The following is a 13,516-nucleotide window of genomic DNA, read 5'->3' on the forward strand; positions in this document are numbered from 1 at the left end:
CCGGGAATTTCATGATGTGAACGAACCCTCTGAAAAATTCAAATCTGGAGAGATCGGTTGCGAGTGCGTGTGGAGTATTTCAGCAGCCTGCTAAGCGGGTCCACTAGGCTGTAGCGGTAACCCTGATTCACAAACTCCACGGCAGCATTGCCGTTGGGGTAGAGGGTGTATGTGAATGCGCCTGCCGGTGGGCGCTTCGCTGACGGGTACGAGAACACCGTCTTGCCTGATTTGGACGCGCGGTACTGCATATAGCCTTGCGTGCGGTTCACAACACGCGAGGAGCACAGCGAATACTCACGCTTGCCCGCCGAGCACGACCATAGGGCGATCTCGTCTTTGGTGCAGAGAAGGCTGCTCGGGTAGTAGCGGCTATACGCCTGCCACGTTGCCTCGCGGATAGAGTCAACTGGTACGGCCCCCTGCGGAAACGCGGCCGACGCAAGCAGTGCCAGTGACGAGAACAGCAACGGCCGGATGATCTTGTTCATGGCGCCTAACGTTCGAGCTCAGCGGATGGCAAAAAACGCAGCTTTTTGACAGTCCGCTGGAGCGCAGTGTTAGCGAGCATTTGCAGCCGCACGAAAACGCCCAGACATTCTCAACCCATCGCGGATGTTCAAGCCCATGAGTGTGAGATTTGCGGCGCCCGCTAGAAGCTCAACACCCTGAACCAGATAGAAGGTGCTGTCGAATGTACCGGCAGCAGCCCAGCGGTTAAGAAAAATGGCGCACGGTATCAGCACTATGAGCCCATTTGCCGCAATGAAGGGCATTCTTTTTTTCTTGGTTTCAACGAGCCGCCCTTGACGAGACTTAGACAGAAAGAAACCGCTGCCTCCTGTTGCTGCAATGGCAGGCACCAGAATAAACAGGCCGGGCAGGACGATCAGGGCTTTGACAGTCGCTATGGCCTCGGTAGTGCCAAACAACTCCACGATGACTGTGGACAGGAAGAAGGTGGCAATTGTCAGCGTGGCCAACAACCCGGCGATGAAATGAACTTGTTTCGGCATCGTGTGATCTCCTGCTCGCTAACGTTCGAGCTAACCGGCCCGCGGAGGCAGGCGCCGCACACCAAGCTTACGCCGCCTGCCGTAGCGGGTCCGGTTGAGCGAGGGGTTATGTGTCACTCAGCCGCTCGCGCCAGTAGCCAGGTTTGCGCCTGGTCGGTGCAACGGCGACGACATAGATTTCACTTTCGTTGTGCAGATATACGAAAGAGAACTTGAACGTTCGGTCTACTATTCGGCGAGTATTTCGCTTGTACTTGGGCCAAGTCTCAGGCACATCCGCCGCCTGCCGCTCTGCGATGTGGACTGCTTTGTCGTACCGATCTGCCAGGCGAGTCTCAATGGAGATGTAGTACTCGACTTGGTTCAGAAACTCGGCACGGGCGTCCGGGTGATACCGGACTGTTCTCACCTTCGGATCAGACGGCGTGCTTCCGCATGGACGTCTTCAGCGGCGATGAGCTTCACGGTGCCCGCTTCGATCTCCGCAACCCGGCGTTCAATCTCAAGGTCCCACGCGGCGTCGGCTTCAGCGTCGGAGTCACCTTGCAGCGATTCCAAGAGTTCCTCGGCGAGCCGTGCACGATCATGGCTTGGTAGTGTCCTTGCGCGGGCAGACAGTTCTTCAACAAGTGTGGTCATGGTGGTCTCCGACGACTAGGGCCTAAGTCTACAGGCGCCGAGGTGCGCTGGCGTGTTCGTGACGCATAACACTTGAGTTAAGCGGCGCGCGGCATTTTCGCGCGTCCGCTTGGACGAACTGTTATGCGGCGTCGTCGGGATCTTTCCGCTCAGCATCAATAACAGTGTAGGTGGTTTTTGGATTCGGCTTTTTGCCGGTGATCTCTTCGTAAAGCACACCGGCGAACGCGGCGCCCGCGCCGAAGACGACCCAGAGTGGAACACCAATCGCAGTGCCTAATGCGGCGATGCCAGCACCTTGACCGCCGAATAATGCGATACTGGCGGCAGCACCGCCAAGGCCAAGTCTTGCTTTGAGCCCCCGCTCGTCCCAAGCGAGCCGTTTAGTTTCACGCGCGATCATCTTGACCGTAGGCAGCACTACCTTGCTCTGCGCAGTAAGCGAAATTGCTTGCTTCGCTTTTTGGACGACAGGCAGATCGATTGCCTTGAGCTCCAGTAAGCGCTCGATCCAGATTCGGAGAGCCTCCTTTTCTGCAGCATTGGCCGAGGCCGCAATTTTTACGGCAAGTTGCCTCCTTGTTTTCGAACTTTGGTCAGCCATGGATTTCCCCTGCCGCATAACGTAATGTAGATCGTCGGATAACTCGTGAGTCCGATGTTATCCGACAAAATAATCTTTGAGCTGCACTCTTGCCTGAGAGGGCCGCCCTCTGGAAGCCGCTTGATAACTGGCTTGCGGGCGATGTACTGATCATAAAAACAGCATCCAAATCGCCATGAACCCGGTCGCCTATCCTCCCCAGTCGCCACGCCTACTCGATCAGTTGAGCGAGGTGATGCGGTCCAGGCACGAGTGGCCGAGGAGTACGAATGCAGCACCCTCGGGACATGAGCGCTGCGGAGATACAGCCCGCCCGCTGGGCTGACTGCTCGCCCACTGAATCCTTGGTCATTCTGTTGCTACGCAAACAAAAAACCCGCACAAGGCGGGTTTCTGTAAGCAGCAAAGCGCGAAAACGTATCAGCGCTTGGAGAACTGCTTGGCGCGACGGGCGCCGCGCAGGCCCACTTTTTTCCGCTCCACTTCGCGGGCGTCGCGGGTGACGAAGCCTGCCTTGGAGAGTGCGGGTTTGAGGGTGGCCTCGTAGTCGATCAGCGCGCGGGTGATGCCGTGACGCACCGCACCGGCCTGGCCGGTTTCGCCGCCACCGTGGACGTTGATCTTGATGTCGAAGCTTTCGACGTTCTCGGTGAGAACGAGGGGTTGCTTGACGATCATGATGGAGGTCTGACGGCCGAAATACTGCTCGACGTCTTTCCCGTTGACCGTGATCTTGCCGGTGCCCTTCTTGATGAAGACGCGGGCCACGGAGCTTTTGCGACGGCCTGTGCCGTAATTCCAGTTTCCGATCATCGCCTGTCCTTAGATGTCGAGAGTCTTGGGCTGCTGGGCGCTGTGCGGATGCTCTGCACCCCCATAGACCTTGAGCTTCTTGATCATGGCGTAACCGAGCGGGCCTTTGGGCAGCATGCCCTTGACTGCCAGTTCCAGCGCACGGCCGGGGTGACGCGCCTGCATATCCTTGAATTTGGTGGCGTAGATGCCGCCGGGATAGCCGGTATGACGGTAGTAGGTCTTGTCGTTGGCTTTGTTGCCGGTCACGCGAATTTTGGAGGTGTTGACGACAATGATGAAGTCACCGGTATCGACGTGCGGGGTGTAGATGGGTTTGTGTTTGCCACGCAGACGGAGGGCCACTTCGCTGGCGACCCGACCGAGAACCTTGTCTGCGGCGTCAATCACGAACCACTCATGCACGACTTCGGCCGGTTTGGCGCTGAAGGTTTTCATGGTTGTTCCTATGAACGATGTTTGAGCGAGATATGAAGGAGCCCACCAGTGATGTGCCGCCACGAATCTCATCGATCGGTGCCGCGCCCACCGGCATGGGTTTTCTGGCCCCCGCTCGAAGCCAAACGCGCCATTATAGACAGGTGAGCGGGTTTGTCACTGGCAAGTGCTTGATTTTCTGGCGGGTTGTGGCCGGAAGGGGGCGGCAATGTCCCTGCTTCTTGTATTTGCAGGGGCAGGACCTAAACTATGCGGTTGATGCTGCATTGCAGCAATTGTGGTTCTTGCTTCTATTCAACAACATGACTCAGCCTCCCGAGACCGCCCCCTTGCAAGCCACTGGCAGCGCGTCGGCAGTCCCGCCTCGCGCTCAGCGCCTGTCCGCGCCGATCATCCCGATTCGCCCGATCGGGCCGGAACATCGTGCGCAGTTGCTGCGGCATTTTCTGGCGCTGGGGCCGGATGATCGCTATCTGCGCTTTGGCTACGCCGCGAGCGACGAGCGCGTGCGTCTTTATGTCGATTCCATCCGCTTTGAATCGGACGAGATTTTTGGCGTGTTCAACCGCAAGCTGGAGTTGCTGGCGGTGGCGCATATCGCCATCGAGCCGGGGCAGACGGAGCGGGCGGAGTTTGGCGTTTCGGTGCTGCCAAAAGGACGCGGGCTGGGCATCGGCACGCGGTTGTTTGCACGCGCGGCGGTGGACGCGCGCAACCGCGGGCTGCGGGTGCTTTACATGCAGTGTTTGAGCAGCAATGCTGCGATGCTCAAAATCGCGCGCCGCGCCGGCATGAAGGTGCGCAACGAGGGCGGCGAAACCGAGGCGCATCTGGAGTTGCCGGAAGACAACTACCAGAGCCACTTCAATGCGCTGATGGAAAACCAGACTGGCCAGATCGACTACTGGGTGAAGGCGGCAATGCGCCAATGGCGTTGTTTCTGGCTGTTTGGCCGCTGCACCGACACGGCCTGAACCGGCCTCACGGCAGCCAGCGGGCGACGGCCAGGGTGCGCCAGCCGTTGAACTGCTGCCACACGGCCATGGTGCTTCCCACCGCATTGACGGCCAGCGCGGGAAAGCTGGCCTGCACCGTAGCGCTCGGGTCGGACAAGGTCTGCGGCGCCTCCCAGCGCTGCTCGGCCGGGTTGTAGCGCGCGGTCTGCACCTGCATGCCGCCGGGCCCGTCTTGATACCAGGCGCAACGCACATTGCCCGCCGCATCGGTCACCAGCACCGGGTTGCCCGCGCTGCGCAACGCGGGGGCGTCGATCTGCTGCGGCGGCGACCAGCGAGCCGAGGCGGCATCCGTGCCAGCATCGCGCCGGGCGGCGAGTATGGCGTAGCGCACCGGGCCGCCCCGCGCCGACTTGGCCTGCTCCCACACCAACGTGAGATCGCCCGCGGCATCGGCGGTGAGCGCGGGCGAAAGCGCCGGGCCGGTGAAAGCCGTGCTGTGCTGAATCTTCGGCGCGCTCCAGCGAAACGCCGCACCGCTGCCCTCGGGCAGAAGCTGGTTGACGGCAATGCGCCGCATCGCATCCCGGCCCTGCACCCACGCAGCGACGATGGCCTCTTGCGGTGTAGCCGTGAGCGCCGGGGTTGTAGCGGCGACGCCCTCTGCGCTGAGACGCCGTGGCGCTCCCCACGACTGGCCGGAAGGCTGCAACGCCGCGGCAAACACCGCCTCGCGCCCGGAAGACCCCTGTTGCCAGGCGGCCACCACCCGCCCTTGCGGCGTGGCGGCAATCACCGGGTTGTAGGCATTGGCGGGGCCGCGATCAACGGGCTGCGCGGGCAGCCAGCGCAGCGCCGCCTGCTGCCAATGGGCGGCATAGATGGCGGTGTGATGGCCATCAGGCTGCTGCCAGGCCACGGTGACATTGCCCGCGGCGTCGGCGGCAAGTTGGGGATTGGTGGCGTTGCCGGGCAGCGCAGGTTGGTCGAGCCGCTGCGGGGCCTGCCACGCGCCGCCCTCGCTGCGCGCTGCAAATATGGCGTTGCGACCCGCCTCAGCCTGAAACCACACGACGGTGAGGCGCCCCTGCCGATCCGCCGTGATAGCGGGAATGCTCGATGCCCCGGCTTGCGGCCCTTGCACGTCGATGGCTTGCGGGCGGCTCCAGACCTGCGTGTCCGGGTTGAAGCGCGCGGCCAGAATGGCGCGGCGGCCCGCATCGTCCTGAAACCACACGGCGACGAAGCCACCGTCGGCCGTTGCCGCAACTTGCGTGCCGCTGACGGGCAGATCGACTTTATGCGCGGTGTGGCTGTCGTCGACCTGCACGGGCGCACTCCATGCGCTGCACGTCGTGGTGAAGCGGCTGCGCACGCGCTCTGGCGCATTCAGCAAGAGTGTGTAGGTGGTGCAGCCGACCAGGGGCACTGAGGGCTCGAACACCGCGCGGTCGCCTGAGGTGCGCACCAGACCGCGAACCGCAGCCCCGTCCGGGGCGAGCAACAGCAAGCGGTCTGCCGTGATGGCGGCCGTCTGCGCGGGGGCGGCAAAGCGAAAACCGGGCGTGACCGTGCGGGCCACATCGCTGGCGCCGGGGGCCGGCAAGGGCTCAGGTGCGCTTTGCGCGTTCGCCGTACCCGCAACGGCGCACAGCGCCACGATGAACGCGAACTGCTCGACCCAGCGCCAGCGCATCACAGCCTCCCCATGAACTTCATCAGCCAACGGGTACGCGGCCCGTAAGGCGGCGCGGCGAGGCCGACGCCGGAGAACCGCGTCTGAAACAGCACCGGCTTGAGCTTGCTGAACGTATCGAATCCCCAGCGGCCGTGATAGCTGCCCATGCCAGATGCCCCAACGCCGCCAAAGGGCAACGCGTCTTGCGCGAAGTGCAGCAAGGTATCGTTGACCGTCACGCCGCCGGCATGGGTGTGCAGCAGGGCATCGGCGGTGCGCTGGCGGTCGTGGTCGAACCAGTACAGCGCCAGCGGGCGCGGCTGGCTGCGCATGTGGGCCAGCGCCTGCGCCAGATCGTCATAGGCCACCACGGGCAGCAGCGGGCCGAAGATTTCTTCATTCATCAAGCGCACCGAGGTCGGCGTGTCGCACACCAGCGCGGGCGCGAGGCGGTGGCGCAAATCGTCGGCCTGCACGCCGTCGAACAGGGCATGTACCTGCGCCCCGGCGGCGCGGGCTTCGCCGAGCAGGCCGAGCAGACGGCTGTATTGGCGATGATCGATGATGCTGGTGTAGTCGGGGCTGCGCAGGCCGTCGGGATAGAGCTTTTGCGCCGCGGCGCGGCAGGCGGCAACCCAGTCAGGCTGCTGCGCGCGCGGCACGAGCACATAGTCGGGCGCGATGCAGGTCTGCCCGGCATTGAGCAGCTTGCCGTAGAGGATGCGCTGGGCCGCGTGCGCCAGGTCGTAACCCGGCGTGATGACGGCGGGCGATTTGCCGCCGAGTTCCAGCGTGACGGGGGTGAGGTTGGCCGCAGCCGCCGCCATGACGCGCTTGCCCACCCCGGTGGAGCCGGTGAACAGCAGGTGGTCGAACGGCAAGGCGCTGAAGGCCGCGCCGATTTCTGCATCGCCCTGCACCACCGCCACTTCGTCGGGCGCAAAGGTTTGCGCGGCCCGCTGCGCGAACACGGCGCTGAATGTAGGCGTGAACTCGGAGAGCTTGACCATCGCCCGGTTGCCCGCAGCCAGCGCTGCCGTCAGCGGCGCCACAGCCAGCACCAGCGGGTAGTTCCAAGGCGCAATGATGCCCACCACGCCCAGCGGCTGGGGCAGCACCCGCGCCCGGGCGGGAAAAAACCAGCGTGAAACGGGAGCGGCGCGCGAGCGCATCCAGCGTTTGCCGTGCTTGAGCGCATCGGCGATGCCTGTCAGGCTGGGCACGAGTTCGAGCAGCCCGGTTTCGGGTGGCGGGCGGCCGCCGAAATCGGCGTCGATGGCCTCGGCGAACTCGGCAGCAAAGGTGCGCAGCAAAGCCTGCAGTCGTTGCAGGCGGTCGCGTCGCAGCGTCCAGTCGGGGTAGGGCGCGGCGTCGGACGCCACCCGCAGCACGCTGAAAGTCTGCTGAAGTGAAGCGGCGAAATCAGGGGCGCGATCCATGAGCGGCGACAAGCGACAGGCGGGCGCAGAGCGCCGGAAAGGGCATGGTAAGCCGGTCGTCGGCACGATGCGCAAAGGCTTTCGTGCAGTCCCTGCAAAACCCTATTTCCGAATCGGGTATCAAAAAATAACATAGGCAGTATTTGCCTAAGCAATAAACTGCACGGCATGAATTCTTCCACCCCCACCCACACGACCGCGCCGCGTTTCTACGACGGTTCGGAGTATGCCAAGGACAGCTCGGTCGGCTTTCTGATGAAAGTCGCGCTGGCGGTGCTGGTGCGCAATCTGGAGCATCAACTGCAGGGGCTCGACCTCACCGGCTCGCAATGGCATCCGCTGCTGCATGTGCACCAAGGCTGCGACACCGTGGCGGCCTGCGCCCGCGAAATGCAGACCGATGCCGGCGCCATGACCCGCATGCTCGACCGTCTGGAAGCCAAGGGCCTGCTGGTACGGGAGCGCAGTTGCAGCGACCGCCGCGTGGTCAACCTCACACTCACCCCGCGCGGCGCCGAGGTGGCGGCGCAAATTCCGCACGTGCTCTCCGAGGTGCTCAACGAACATCTGCACGGCTTCAGTCCTAAGGAGTTTGACCAGTTGCTCGACCTGCTGCGGCGCTTCATCGCCAATGGCGAGGCGCTGGCCGAAACCAACAAGGCAGCCCCCGGCCCGCAACTGGTGATGCAGGAACGCGACCCCGAAGAAAACAACGACAACAACCCCTCCTGACCCGTTCTCATCATGCTCAACAGACCTTTAGTTCGATCCGCCGCACTGCGCCGTGCCGCGTTGGCCGCGCCGCTCTTGGCCGCCCTGCTGCTGGCAGGCTGCGCCAGCACCGAAGGCATCGCGCCCACGGCCCAGCTCACGCGTCCGCAGCAACTTGGCTTGCAGCCGGTGCAGACAGCCTTTCCCAAGGCCGACTGGTGGGCCGACTTTCACAACCCTGAACTCGACCGCCTGATCGCCACCGCCCTGACCGACAACCCCAGCCTGCAGGTTGCCCAGGCGCGGCTCGAACAGGCCCGTGCGCAGGTGCAGGGCGCGGACAGCGCGCTCAAACCCAAGCTGGGCGCCGCAGTCAGTTCCACTCGCCAGCAGTTCAGCAACAACTACATCTACGGCCCCTACGGCAGCAACTGGTATTACGACAATTCGGCGTTGCTGCAAGGCAGCTGGGAGCTGGACTTTTTCGGCAAGAACCGGCAGACGCTGCAGGCCGCCATCGGCGAGGCCCACGCCGCCGCGGCGCAGGAGCAGGCTGCGCGGGTGCTGCTCGCCTCCAATGTGGCCAGCGCTTATGTGAACCTTGCGCGGCTGATCGCCATTCAGAACGTGCTGCAGCAAACCCTGCAGCAGCGCGAGCACATGCTCAAACTGGTGCAGGACCGCGTGCGCGCCGGTCTGGAAACCACGGTGCAGGAGAAGCAGGCGCTGGCCGAAGTGCCGCAAATCCGTCTGCAGCTCGACCAGACTGCGGTGCAGATCACGCAGGCGCGCAACCTGCTGGCCGCACTCACCGGCCAAGGCCCGCAGGCCACGGCCACGCTCGCCCCGCAGCTCGCCGCCCTGCCAACCATGAACCTGCCCGACACGCTGCCCGCCTCGCTGATCGGCCGCCGCGCCGACATCGTCGCTGCGCGCTGGCAGGTGGAAGCCGCGCTGCACGGCGTGAAGGCGGCCCGCGCGGCGTTCTACCCCGATGTCAACCTCACGGCGTTCGCCGGGTTCTCTGCGCTGGGCTTCAGCCAATGGCTGACCGGCGGCAGCCAGACTCTGGGCGTCGGCCCCGCACTCACCCTGCCGATCTTCGAGGGCGGCGCGCTGCGCGCCCAGCTTCGCGGCAAATCGGCACAGGCGGACGCCGCCATCGCGCAATACAACGGCACGCTAGTGGACGCAGTGCATGAGGTCGCCGATGCCATCGCGGCGCGGCAATCCATCGGTCAGCAAATCGCGCAACAGCAGCAAGCGCTCGATGCCGCGCAGGACGCGCTGCGCCTGGTCGATCAGCGCTACAAGGCCGGGCTGTCGAACTACCTCACCGTGCTCACGGTTCAGTCGAGCGTGCTCAAGCTGCAGCAGGCCGGGGTGGACTTGAAAGCGCAGGCGCTGGCCGACGACGTGGCGCTGATTCGCGCCCTGGGCGGAGGCTACAGCGCGCCGAAGATGCCCGCGCAGGCTCCTGCGAAATCCTCCTGACCCACGCTTTCACTTCTCCCTCTAAAAACGAATCGAATCCCAACGGAGTGCATCCATGAGTACCCCAGACAACAACAAAACAGAAGGCGCGGCCCAGCCCGCCGAAAACAACAACGGAAATGGCAACGGCAAGGCCGCCAAGCGGCGGCAGTTGATGCTGCTTGCCATCGGTTTTTTCGTGATCGTCGGCGCCGTTTATGGCGGCTATCACTATTGGGAGTCCCTGCGCTACGCCTACACCGATGACGCCTATGTGCAGGGCAATCTGGTGCAGGTCACGCCCCAGGTGGGCGGCACGGTGATCGCCATCGACGCGGACGATACCCAGCTGGTCAAGTCCGGCCAGCCGCTGGTGCAGCTCGACGGCGCCGACACCCATGTGGCGCTGCAACAGGCCGAGGCCCTGCTGGCGCAGGCCGTGCGTCAGGTGCGAGTGAGCTTTGCCAACAACGGCACCCTGGCTGCCCAGGTTGCCGTGCGGCAGACCGATGTCAGCGTCGCGCAGGCCAATGTGGCCAAGGCCCAGGATGCGCTGCGCCGCCGCCAGGAGCTGGCGGGTACCGGCGCGGTCGGGGCTGAGGAACTGCGCCAGTCACAGATTGCCTTGCAGGCTGCCCAAGCCACGTTGACCACCGCGCAGGCCGGAGTGAAGGCCGCGCAGGAGCAACTCGCCGCCAGCGAAGCGCTGACCGCGGGCACGGTCATCGCCAACAACCCCTCGGTCAAGCTGGCTGCGGCCAAGGTGCGCGAGGCCTATCTGGCCTATGAGCGCACCACCATTCCGGCGCCGGTCGGCGGCGTGGTGGCGCGGCGCACGGTGCAGCTCGGCCAGCGCGTGGCGCCGGGCCAGCCGCTGATGTGGGTGGTGCCGTTGAACGATGTGTGGATCGACGCCAATCTGAAGGAAACCCAGCTGCGCGACGTGCGCATCGGCCAGAAGGCCACGGTGACCGCAGACACCTATGGCGGCAGCTTCACCTACACCGGCCATGTGGTCGGACTGTCGGCAGGCACGGGCGCGGCTTTTTCGCTGTTGCCGGCGCAAAACGCCACGGGCAACTGGATCAAGGTGGTGCAGCGCTTGCCGGTGCGCGTGGCGCTCGATCCCAAGCAAGTCGCCAGCCACCCGCTGCGCGTGGGTATGTCCACCGAAGTCACCATCGACATCAGCGACCACAAAGGCCCGCTGGTCATGGACGAGCCGCCCACCAAGCCCGCCGCCCGCACCGACGTTTACGCCGCCGACTGGCAGAAGGCCGACACCCTGGTGAACGCCATCATCGCCGCCAACGCCGGCGGCAAGCGCTAAAGAGGCCAACATGAAACAACCCCCTCGCTCGCTGTGCTCGCTGCCCCCCACGGGGGGTGTCAGCTCCTTCGGAACGGCCGTGCGGAGCAAGATGAAACAACCCCCTCGCTCACTGTGCTCGCTGCCCCCCACGGGGGGTGTCAGCTCCTTCGGAACGGCCGTGCGGAGCTGACATGGCCACTACGCAAGAAATCGAAGAAAGCGCGGCCGGCGCTTTGCCGAGCCCGCCGCCCGCCAAAGGCACGCCGACGCACATGACGCCCTTGACCGGCAGCGCGCTGGTGCTGGGCACCATCGCCCTGTCGCTGGCGACCTTCATGAACGTGCTCGACACCTCGATCGCCAACGTGTCGATTCCCGCCATCGCGGGCGACCTTGGCGTGAGTTCGTCGCAGGGCACCTGGGTCATCACCTCGTTCGGGGTGGCCAACGCCATCGCCGTGCCGCTCACGGGCTTTCTTACCCAGCGCTTCGGCGCGGTGAAGGTTTTTCTCACCAGCATTCTGCTGTTCACCCTGTTCTCGTTTTTATGCGGACAGGCGCCGAGCATCGAAATCCTCATCCTGTTCCGCGTGCTGCAGGGCGCCAGCGCCGGGCCGATGATTCCGCTCTCACAAACCCTGCTGCTCTCCAGCTACAAACCCGCGCGTGCCGGCATGGCCATCGCCATGTGGTCGATGACCACGCTGATCGCGCCCATCATGGGGCCGCTGCTCGGCGGCTGGATCACCGACAACATCTCCTGGCCGTGGATTTTCTACATCAACGTGCCCGTCGGCCTGATTGCCGCAGCTGTGACGGCGTCCATCTACCTGCGACGCGAAACGCCCATCCGCAAACTGCCGATCGACTGGACCGGGCTGGGGCTGCTGGTCATCTGGGTGGGCTCGCTGCAGATCATGCTCGACAAGGGGCAGGAGCTCGACTGGTTCTCCAGCCCGGTCATCATCGCGCTGGCCGCCGCAGCCGTGGTCGGCTTCGTACTGTTCCTGATCTGGGAAATCTACGACGACCATCCGGTGGTCGATCTCACCCTGTTCAAGATCCCGACCTTCACCATCGGCACCATTTTGCTGGCGCTGGCCTACGGCATGTTCTTCGGCAGTCTGGTGCTGCTGCCACTGTGGCTGCAGGAGTTCGTTGGCTACACCGCCACCGATGCCGGCGAGGTGCTGGCCTGGGTGGGGCTGTTCGCGCTGATTCTCTCGCCCATCCTCGGGCGCTATCTCCCGGTGCTCGATTCGCGCTGGGTCACCACGTTTTCCTTCCTGGTGTTCGCCATCGTGTTCTATATGCGCTCGCAGTTCACCACGGGCGACAGCTATTGGGAATATTCCATCCCCACGGTGATTCAGGGCATCGCCACGGCGACTTTCTTCATTCCGCTGCTGGGCATCATCCTCGGCGGATTGCCGTCGCACCGCATCGCGGCGGCGTCGGGGCTATCGAACTTCGCGCGCATCACCGCAGGTTCGTTCGGCACCTCGATCTACACCACCTGGTGGACCGACCGCGCCGATCTGCACCATGAACAACTGGTCACGCACATCTACGCGGGCAGCCCGGTGGTCGAACCCGTTTTGCACGGCATGCAAGCTCAGGGCTTCAGTTATGAGCAGGCCTTGGGTGTGATCAACCGCCTGATCGACCAACAGGCGTACACCATCGCTGTGGACGACATGTTCCGCCTCAGCGCCTGGCTGTTTGTCGCCATGATCGTGCTGGTCTGGTTCATCAAACCCTCCAAGAGCAGCGCCGGCGGTGAGGCCGCAGCAGGCGCACACTAAAAACAACTTTTTTCAAGAACCCCAAAGAGGTCTCCGATGAAAAAATCAACGTCTCAAAATTCCCCTCTTTTCAAGCAAGGTGCGAAGCGGCCCGGGCTCACCACGGCGGCGCTGCGCCGCGCGGCCCTCGCCGCCGCTCTGCTGTTCACCACGGGGCTGGGGTCGGCGCAGGCCGCCGAGCTTTCCGCGCTCTGGGGCATCGACAAGGGCGACAGCTACAGCAATGCGACGCTGGCCCTTCAATCCGGCCCGCTGTGGCAGCACGATTTCGCGCATAGCCGCCTCGACGTGGTGCTTGAAGCCTCGTTGGGACAAGTGAGCAGCTCGGAAGGCCCTGGCAGCCGTCACCTCACCCACCTCGGGCTCACGCCCTTTGCGCGCTGGTGGTTTGCGCCGCAGACGGCGATCGAATTCGGCATCGGCGCCAACCTGTTTTCGGGCACGACCCTGGGCGCCAAGCAAATCTCCACCGCCTACCAGTTCGGCGATTCCATCGGCCTGCTGCATCGCTTCGCGGGCACGCCCTGGACGCTGGGCGCGCGCCTGACCCATTACTCCAACGCCGATATCAAGCGCCCCAACCCCGGGCAGGACTATGTGCAACTGCGGGTAGGCTACAGCTTCTGAAAGGC

General features: G+C 64.0%; 14 protein-coding genes. 6 read left to right on the plus strand and 8 right to left on the minus strand.

Features of this window, described 5'->3' with window-relative positions:
* Nucleotides 1-38: 38 nt before the first annotated feature.
* The 6 genes from AC2VLV_RS00805 to rplM form a co-directional block, all read right to left on the minus strand.
* Nucleotides 39-491 (minus strand): hypothetical protein, encoded by a 453-nt coding sequence (locus tag AC2VLV_RS00805; RefSeq protein ID WP_486988194.1) that lies wholly within the window; start codon nucleotides 489-491, stop codon nucleotides 39-41.
* A 69-nt stretch (nucleotides 492-560) separates the two neighbouring features.
* Nucleotides 561-1,016, minus strand: a complete 456-nt coding sequence (locus AC2VLV_RS00810) for a hypothetical protein (protein WP_486988195.1) — start codon at nucleotides 1,014-1,016, stop codon at nucleotides 561-563.
* A 405-nt stretch (nucleotides 1,017-1,421) separates the two neighbouring features.
* Entirely contained in the window at nucleotides 1,422-1,655 is a 234-nt protein-coding gene (locus tag AC2VLV_RS00815) for an addiction module protein (RefSeq protein WP_486988196.1), read from the minus strand.
* A gap of 121 nt (nucleotides 1,656-1,776) precedes the next feature.
* Nucleotides 1,777-2,259, minus strand: coding sequence for a hypothetical protein (locus AC2VLV_RS00820; protein WP_486988197.1), 483 nt, complete (start codon nucleotides 2,257-2,259; stop codon nucleotides 1,777-1,779).
* A gap of 420 nt (nucleotides 2,260-2,679) precedes the next feature.
* A complete protein-coding gene (gene rpsI, locus AC2VLV_RS00825; protein WP_013104414.1) occupies nucleotides 2,680-3,072 on the minus strand; it encodes a 30S ribosomal protein S9 in 393 nt (130 codons plus the stop codon).
* 9 nt (nucleotides 3,073-3,081) lie between these two features.
* Nucleotides 3,082-3,510 carry a 50S ribosomal protein L13 gene (gene rplM, locus AC2VLV_RS00830; RefSeq protein WP_079418187.1) on the minus strand — a complete coding sequence of 143 codons (429 nt, stop codon included), beginning with the start codon at nucleotides 3,508-3,510 and terminating at the stop codon, nucleotides 3,082-3,084.
* A 302-nt stretch (nucleotides 3,511-3,812) separates the two neighbouring features.
* Between rplM and AC2VLV_RS00835 the strand changes: the two genes are divergently transcribed.
* On the plus strand, nucleotides 3,813-4,484 hold the full coding sequence (locus tag AC2VLV_RS00835) for a GNAT family N-acetyltransferase (protein ID WP_486988198.1): 672 nt from the start codon (nucleotides 3,813-3,815) through the stop codon (nucleotides 4,482-4,484).
* A 7-nt stretch (nucleotides 4,485-4,491) separates the two neighbouring features.
* Here AC2VLV_RS00835 and AC2VLV_RS00840 read toward each other — a convergent pair whose 3' ends face one another.
* Both AC2VLV_RS00840 and AC2VLV_RS00845 read right to left on the minus strand, forming a co-directional pair.
* The gene (locus AC2VLV_RS00840; RefSeq protein WP_486988199.1) at nucleotides 4,492-6,162 is read right to left on the minus strand and encodes an Ig-like domain-containing domain; all 1,671 of its coding nucleotides are present in this window, start codon (nucleotides 6,160-6,162) and stop codon (nucleotides 4,492-4,494) included.
* The gene (locus AC2VLV_RS00845; RefSeq protein WP_486988200.1) at nucleotides 6,162-7,583 is read right to left on the minus strand and encodes a coniferyl aldehyde dehydrogenase; all 1,422 of its coding nucleotides are present in this window, start codon (nucleotides 7,581-7,583) and stop codon (nucleotides 6,162-6,164) included. The genes AC2VLV_RS00840 and AC2VLV_RS00845 overlap by 1 nt, the downstream gene beginning before the upstream one ends.
* Nucleotides 7,584-7,751: 168 nt before the next feature.
* Here AC2VLV_RS00845 and AC2VLV_RS00850 point away from each other — a divergent pair, with 168 nt between their 5' ends.
* From AC2VLV_RS00850 to AC2VLV_RS00870, 5 genes are all read left to right on the plus strand, one after another.
* Nucleotides 7,752-8,315 (plus strand): MarR family winged helix-turn-helix transcriptional regulator, encoded by a 564-nt coding sequence (locus AC2VLV_RS00850; RefSeq protein WP_486988201.1) that lies wholly within the window; start codon nucleotides 7,752-7,754, stop codon nucleotides 8,313-8,315.
* Nucleotides 8,316-8,327: 12 nt separating this feature from the next.
* The gene (locus tag AC2VLV_RS00855; protein WP_486988202.1) at nucleotides 8,328-9,788 is read left to right on the plus strand and encodes an efflux transporter outer membrane subunit; all 1,461 of its coding nucleotides are present in this window, start codon (nucleotides 8,328-8,330) and stop codon (nucleotides 9,786-9,788) included.
* 55 nt (nucleotides 9,789-9,843) lie between these two features.
* On the plus strand, nucleotides 9,844-11,097 hold the full coding sequence (locus tag AC2VLV_RS00860) for an EmrA/EmrK family multidrug efflux transporter periplasmic adaptor subunit (RefSeq protein ID WP_486988203.1): 1,254 nt from the start codon (nucleotides 9,844-9,846) through the stop codon (nucleotides 11,095-11,097).
* Between the two features lie 173 nt (nucleotides 11,098-11,270).
* Entirely contained in the window at nucleotides 11,271-12,884 is a 1,614-nt protein-coding gene (locus AC2VLV_RS00865) for a DHA2 family efflux MFS transporter permease subunit (RefSeq protein ID WP_486988204.1), read from the plus strand.
* Between the two features lie 36 nt (nucleotides 12,885-12,920).
* Nucleotides 12,921-13,511, plus strand: coding sequence for an acyloxyacyl hydrolase (locus AC2VLV_RS00870; protein WP_486988205.1), 591 nt, complete (start codon nucleotides 12,921-12,923; stop codon nucleotides 13,509-13,511).
* Nucleotides 13,512-13,516: the final 5 nt, after the last annotated feature.

The sequence above is a fragment of the Thiomonas sp. TH-17 genome, assembly GCF_057473305.1.

Excerpts from the sequence above, each read along its gene's own strand:
- AC2VLV_RS00860 (WP_486988203.1), top strand. The coding sequence starts at position 9,844 with ATGAGTACCCCAGACAACAACAAAACAGAAGGCGCGGCCCAGCCCGCC.
- AC2VLV_RS00850 (WP_486988201.1), top strand. The coding sequence starts at position 7,752 with ATGAATTCTTCCACCCCCACCCACACGACCGCGCCGCGTTTCTACGAC.
- AC2VLV_RS00855 (WP_486988202.1), top strand. The coding sequence starts at position 8,328 with ATGCTCAACAGACCTTTAGTTCGATCCGCCGCACTGCGCCGTGCCGCG.
- AC2VLV_RS00840 (WP_486988199.1), bottom strand. The coding sequence starts at position 6,162 with ATGCGCTGGCGCTGGGTCGAGCAGTTCGCGTTCATCGTGGCGCTGTGC.
- AC2VLV_RS00835 (WP_486988198.1), top strand. The coding sequence starts at position 3,813 with ATGACTCAGCCTCCCGAGACCGCCCCCTTGCAAGCCACTGGCAGCGCG.
- rplM (WP_079418187.1), bottom strand. The coding sequence starts at position 3,510 with ATGAAAACCTTCAGCGCCAAACCGGCCGAAGTCGTGCATGAGTGGTTC.
- AC2VLV_RS00870 (WP_486988205.1), top strand. The coding sequence starts at position 12,921 with ATGAAAAAATCAACGTCTCAAAATTCCCCTCTTTTCAAGCAAGGTGCG.
- AC2VLV_RS00820 (WP_486988197.1), bottom strand. The coding sequence starts at position 2,259 with ATGGCTGACCAAAGTTCGAAAACAAGGAGGCAACTTGCCGTAAAAATT.
- AC2VLV_RS00845 (WP_486988200.1), bottom strand. The coding sequence starts at position 7,583 with ATGGATCGCGCCCCTGATTTCGCCGCTTCACTTCAGCAGACTTTCAGC.
- rpsI (WP_013104414.1), bottom strand. The coding sequence starts at position 3,072 with ATGATCGGAAACTGGAATTACGGCACAGGCCGTCGCAAAAGCTCCGTG.
- AC2VLV_RS00865 (WP_486988204.1), top strand. The coding sequence starts at position 11,271 with ATGGCCACTACGCAAGAAATCGAAGAAAGCGCGGCCGGCGCTTTGCCG.
- AC2VLV_RS00810 (WP_486988195.1), bottom strand. The coding sequence starts at position 1,016 with ATGCCGAAACAAGTTCATTTCATCGCCGGGTTGTTGGCCACGCTGACA.
- AC2VLV_RS00815 (WP_486988196.1), bottom strand. The coding sequence starts at position 1,655 with ATGACCACACTTGTTGAAGAACTGTCTGCCCGCGCAAGGACACTACCA.
- AC2VLV_RS00805 (WP_486988194.1), bottom strand. The coding sequence starts at position 491 with ATGAACAAGATCATCCGGCCGTTGCTGTTCTCGTCACTGGCACTGCTT.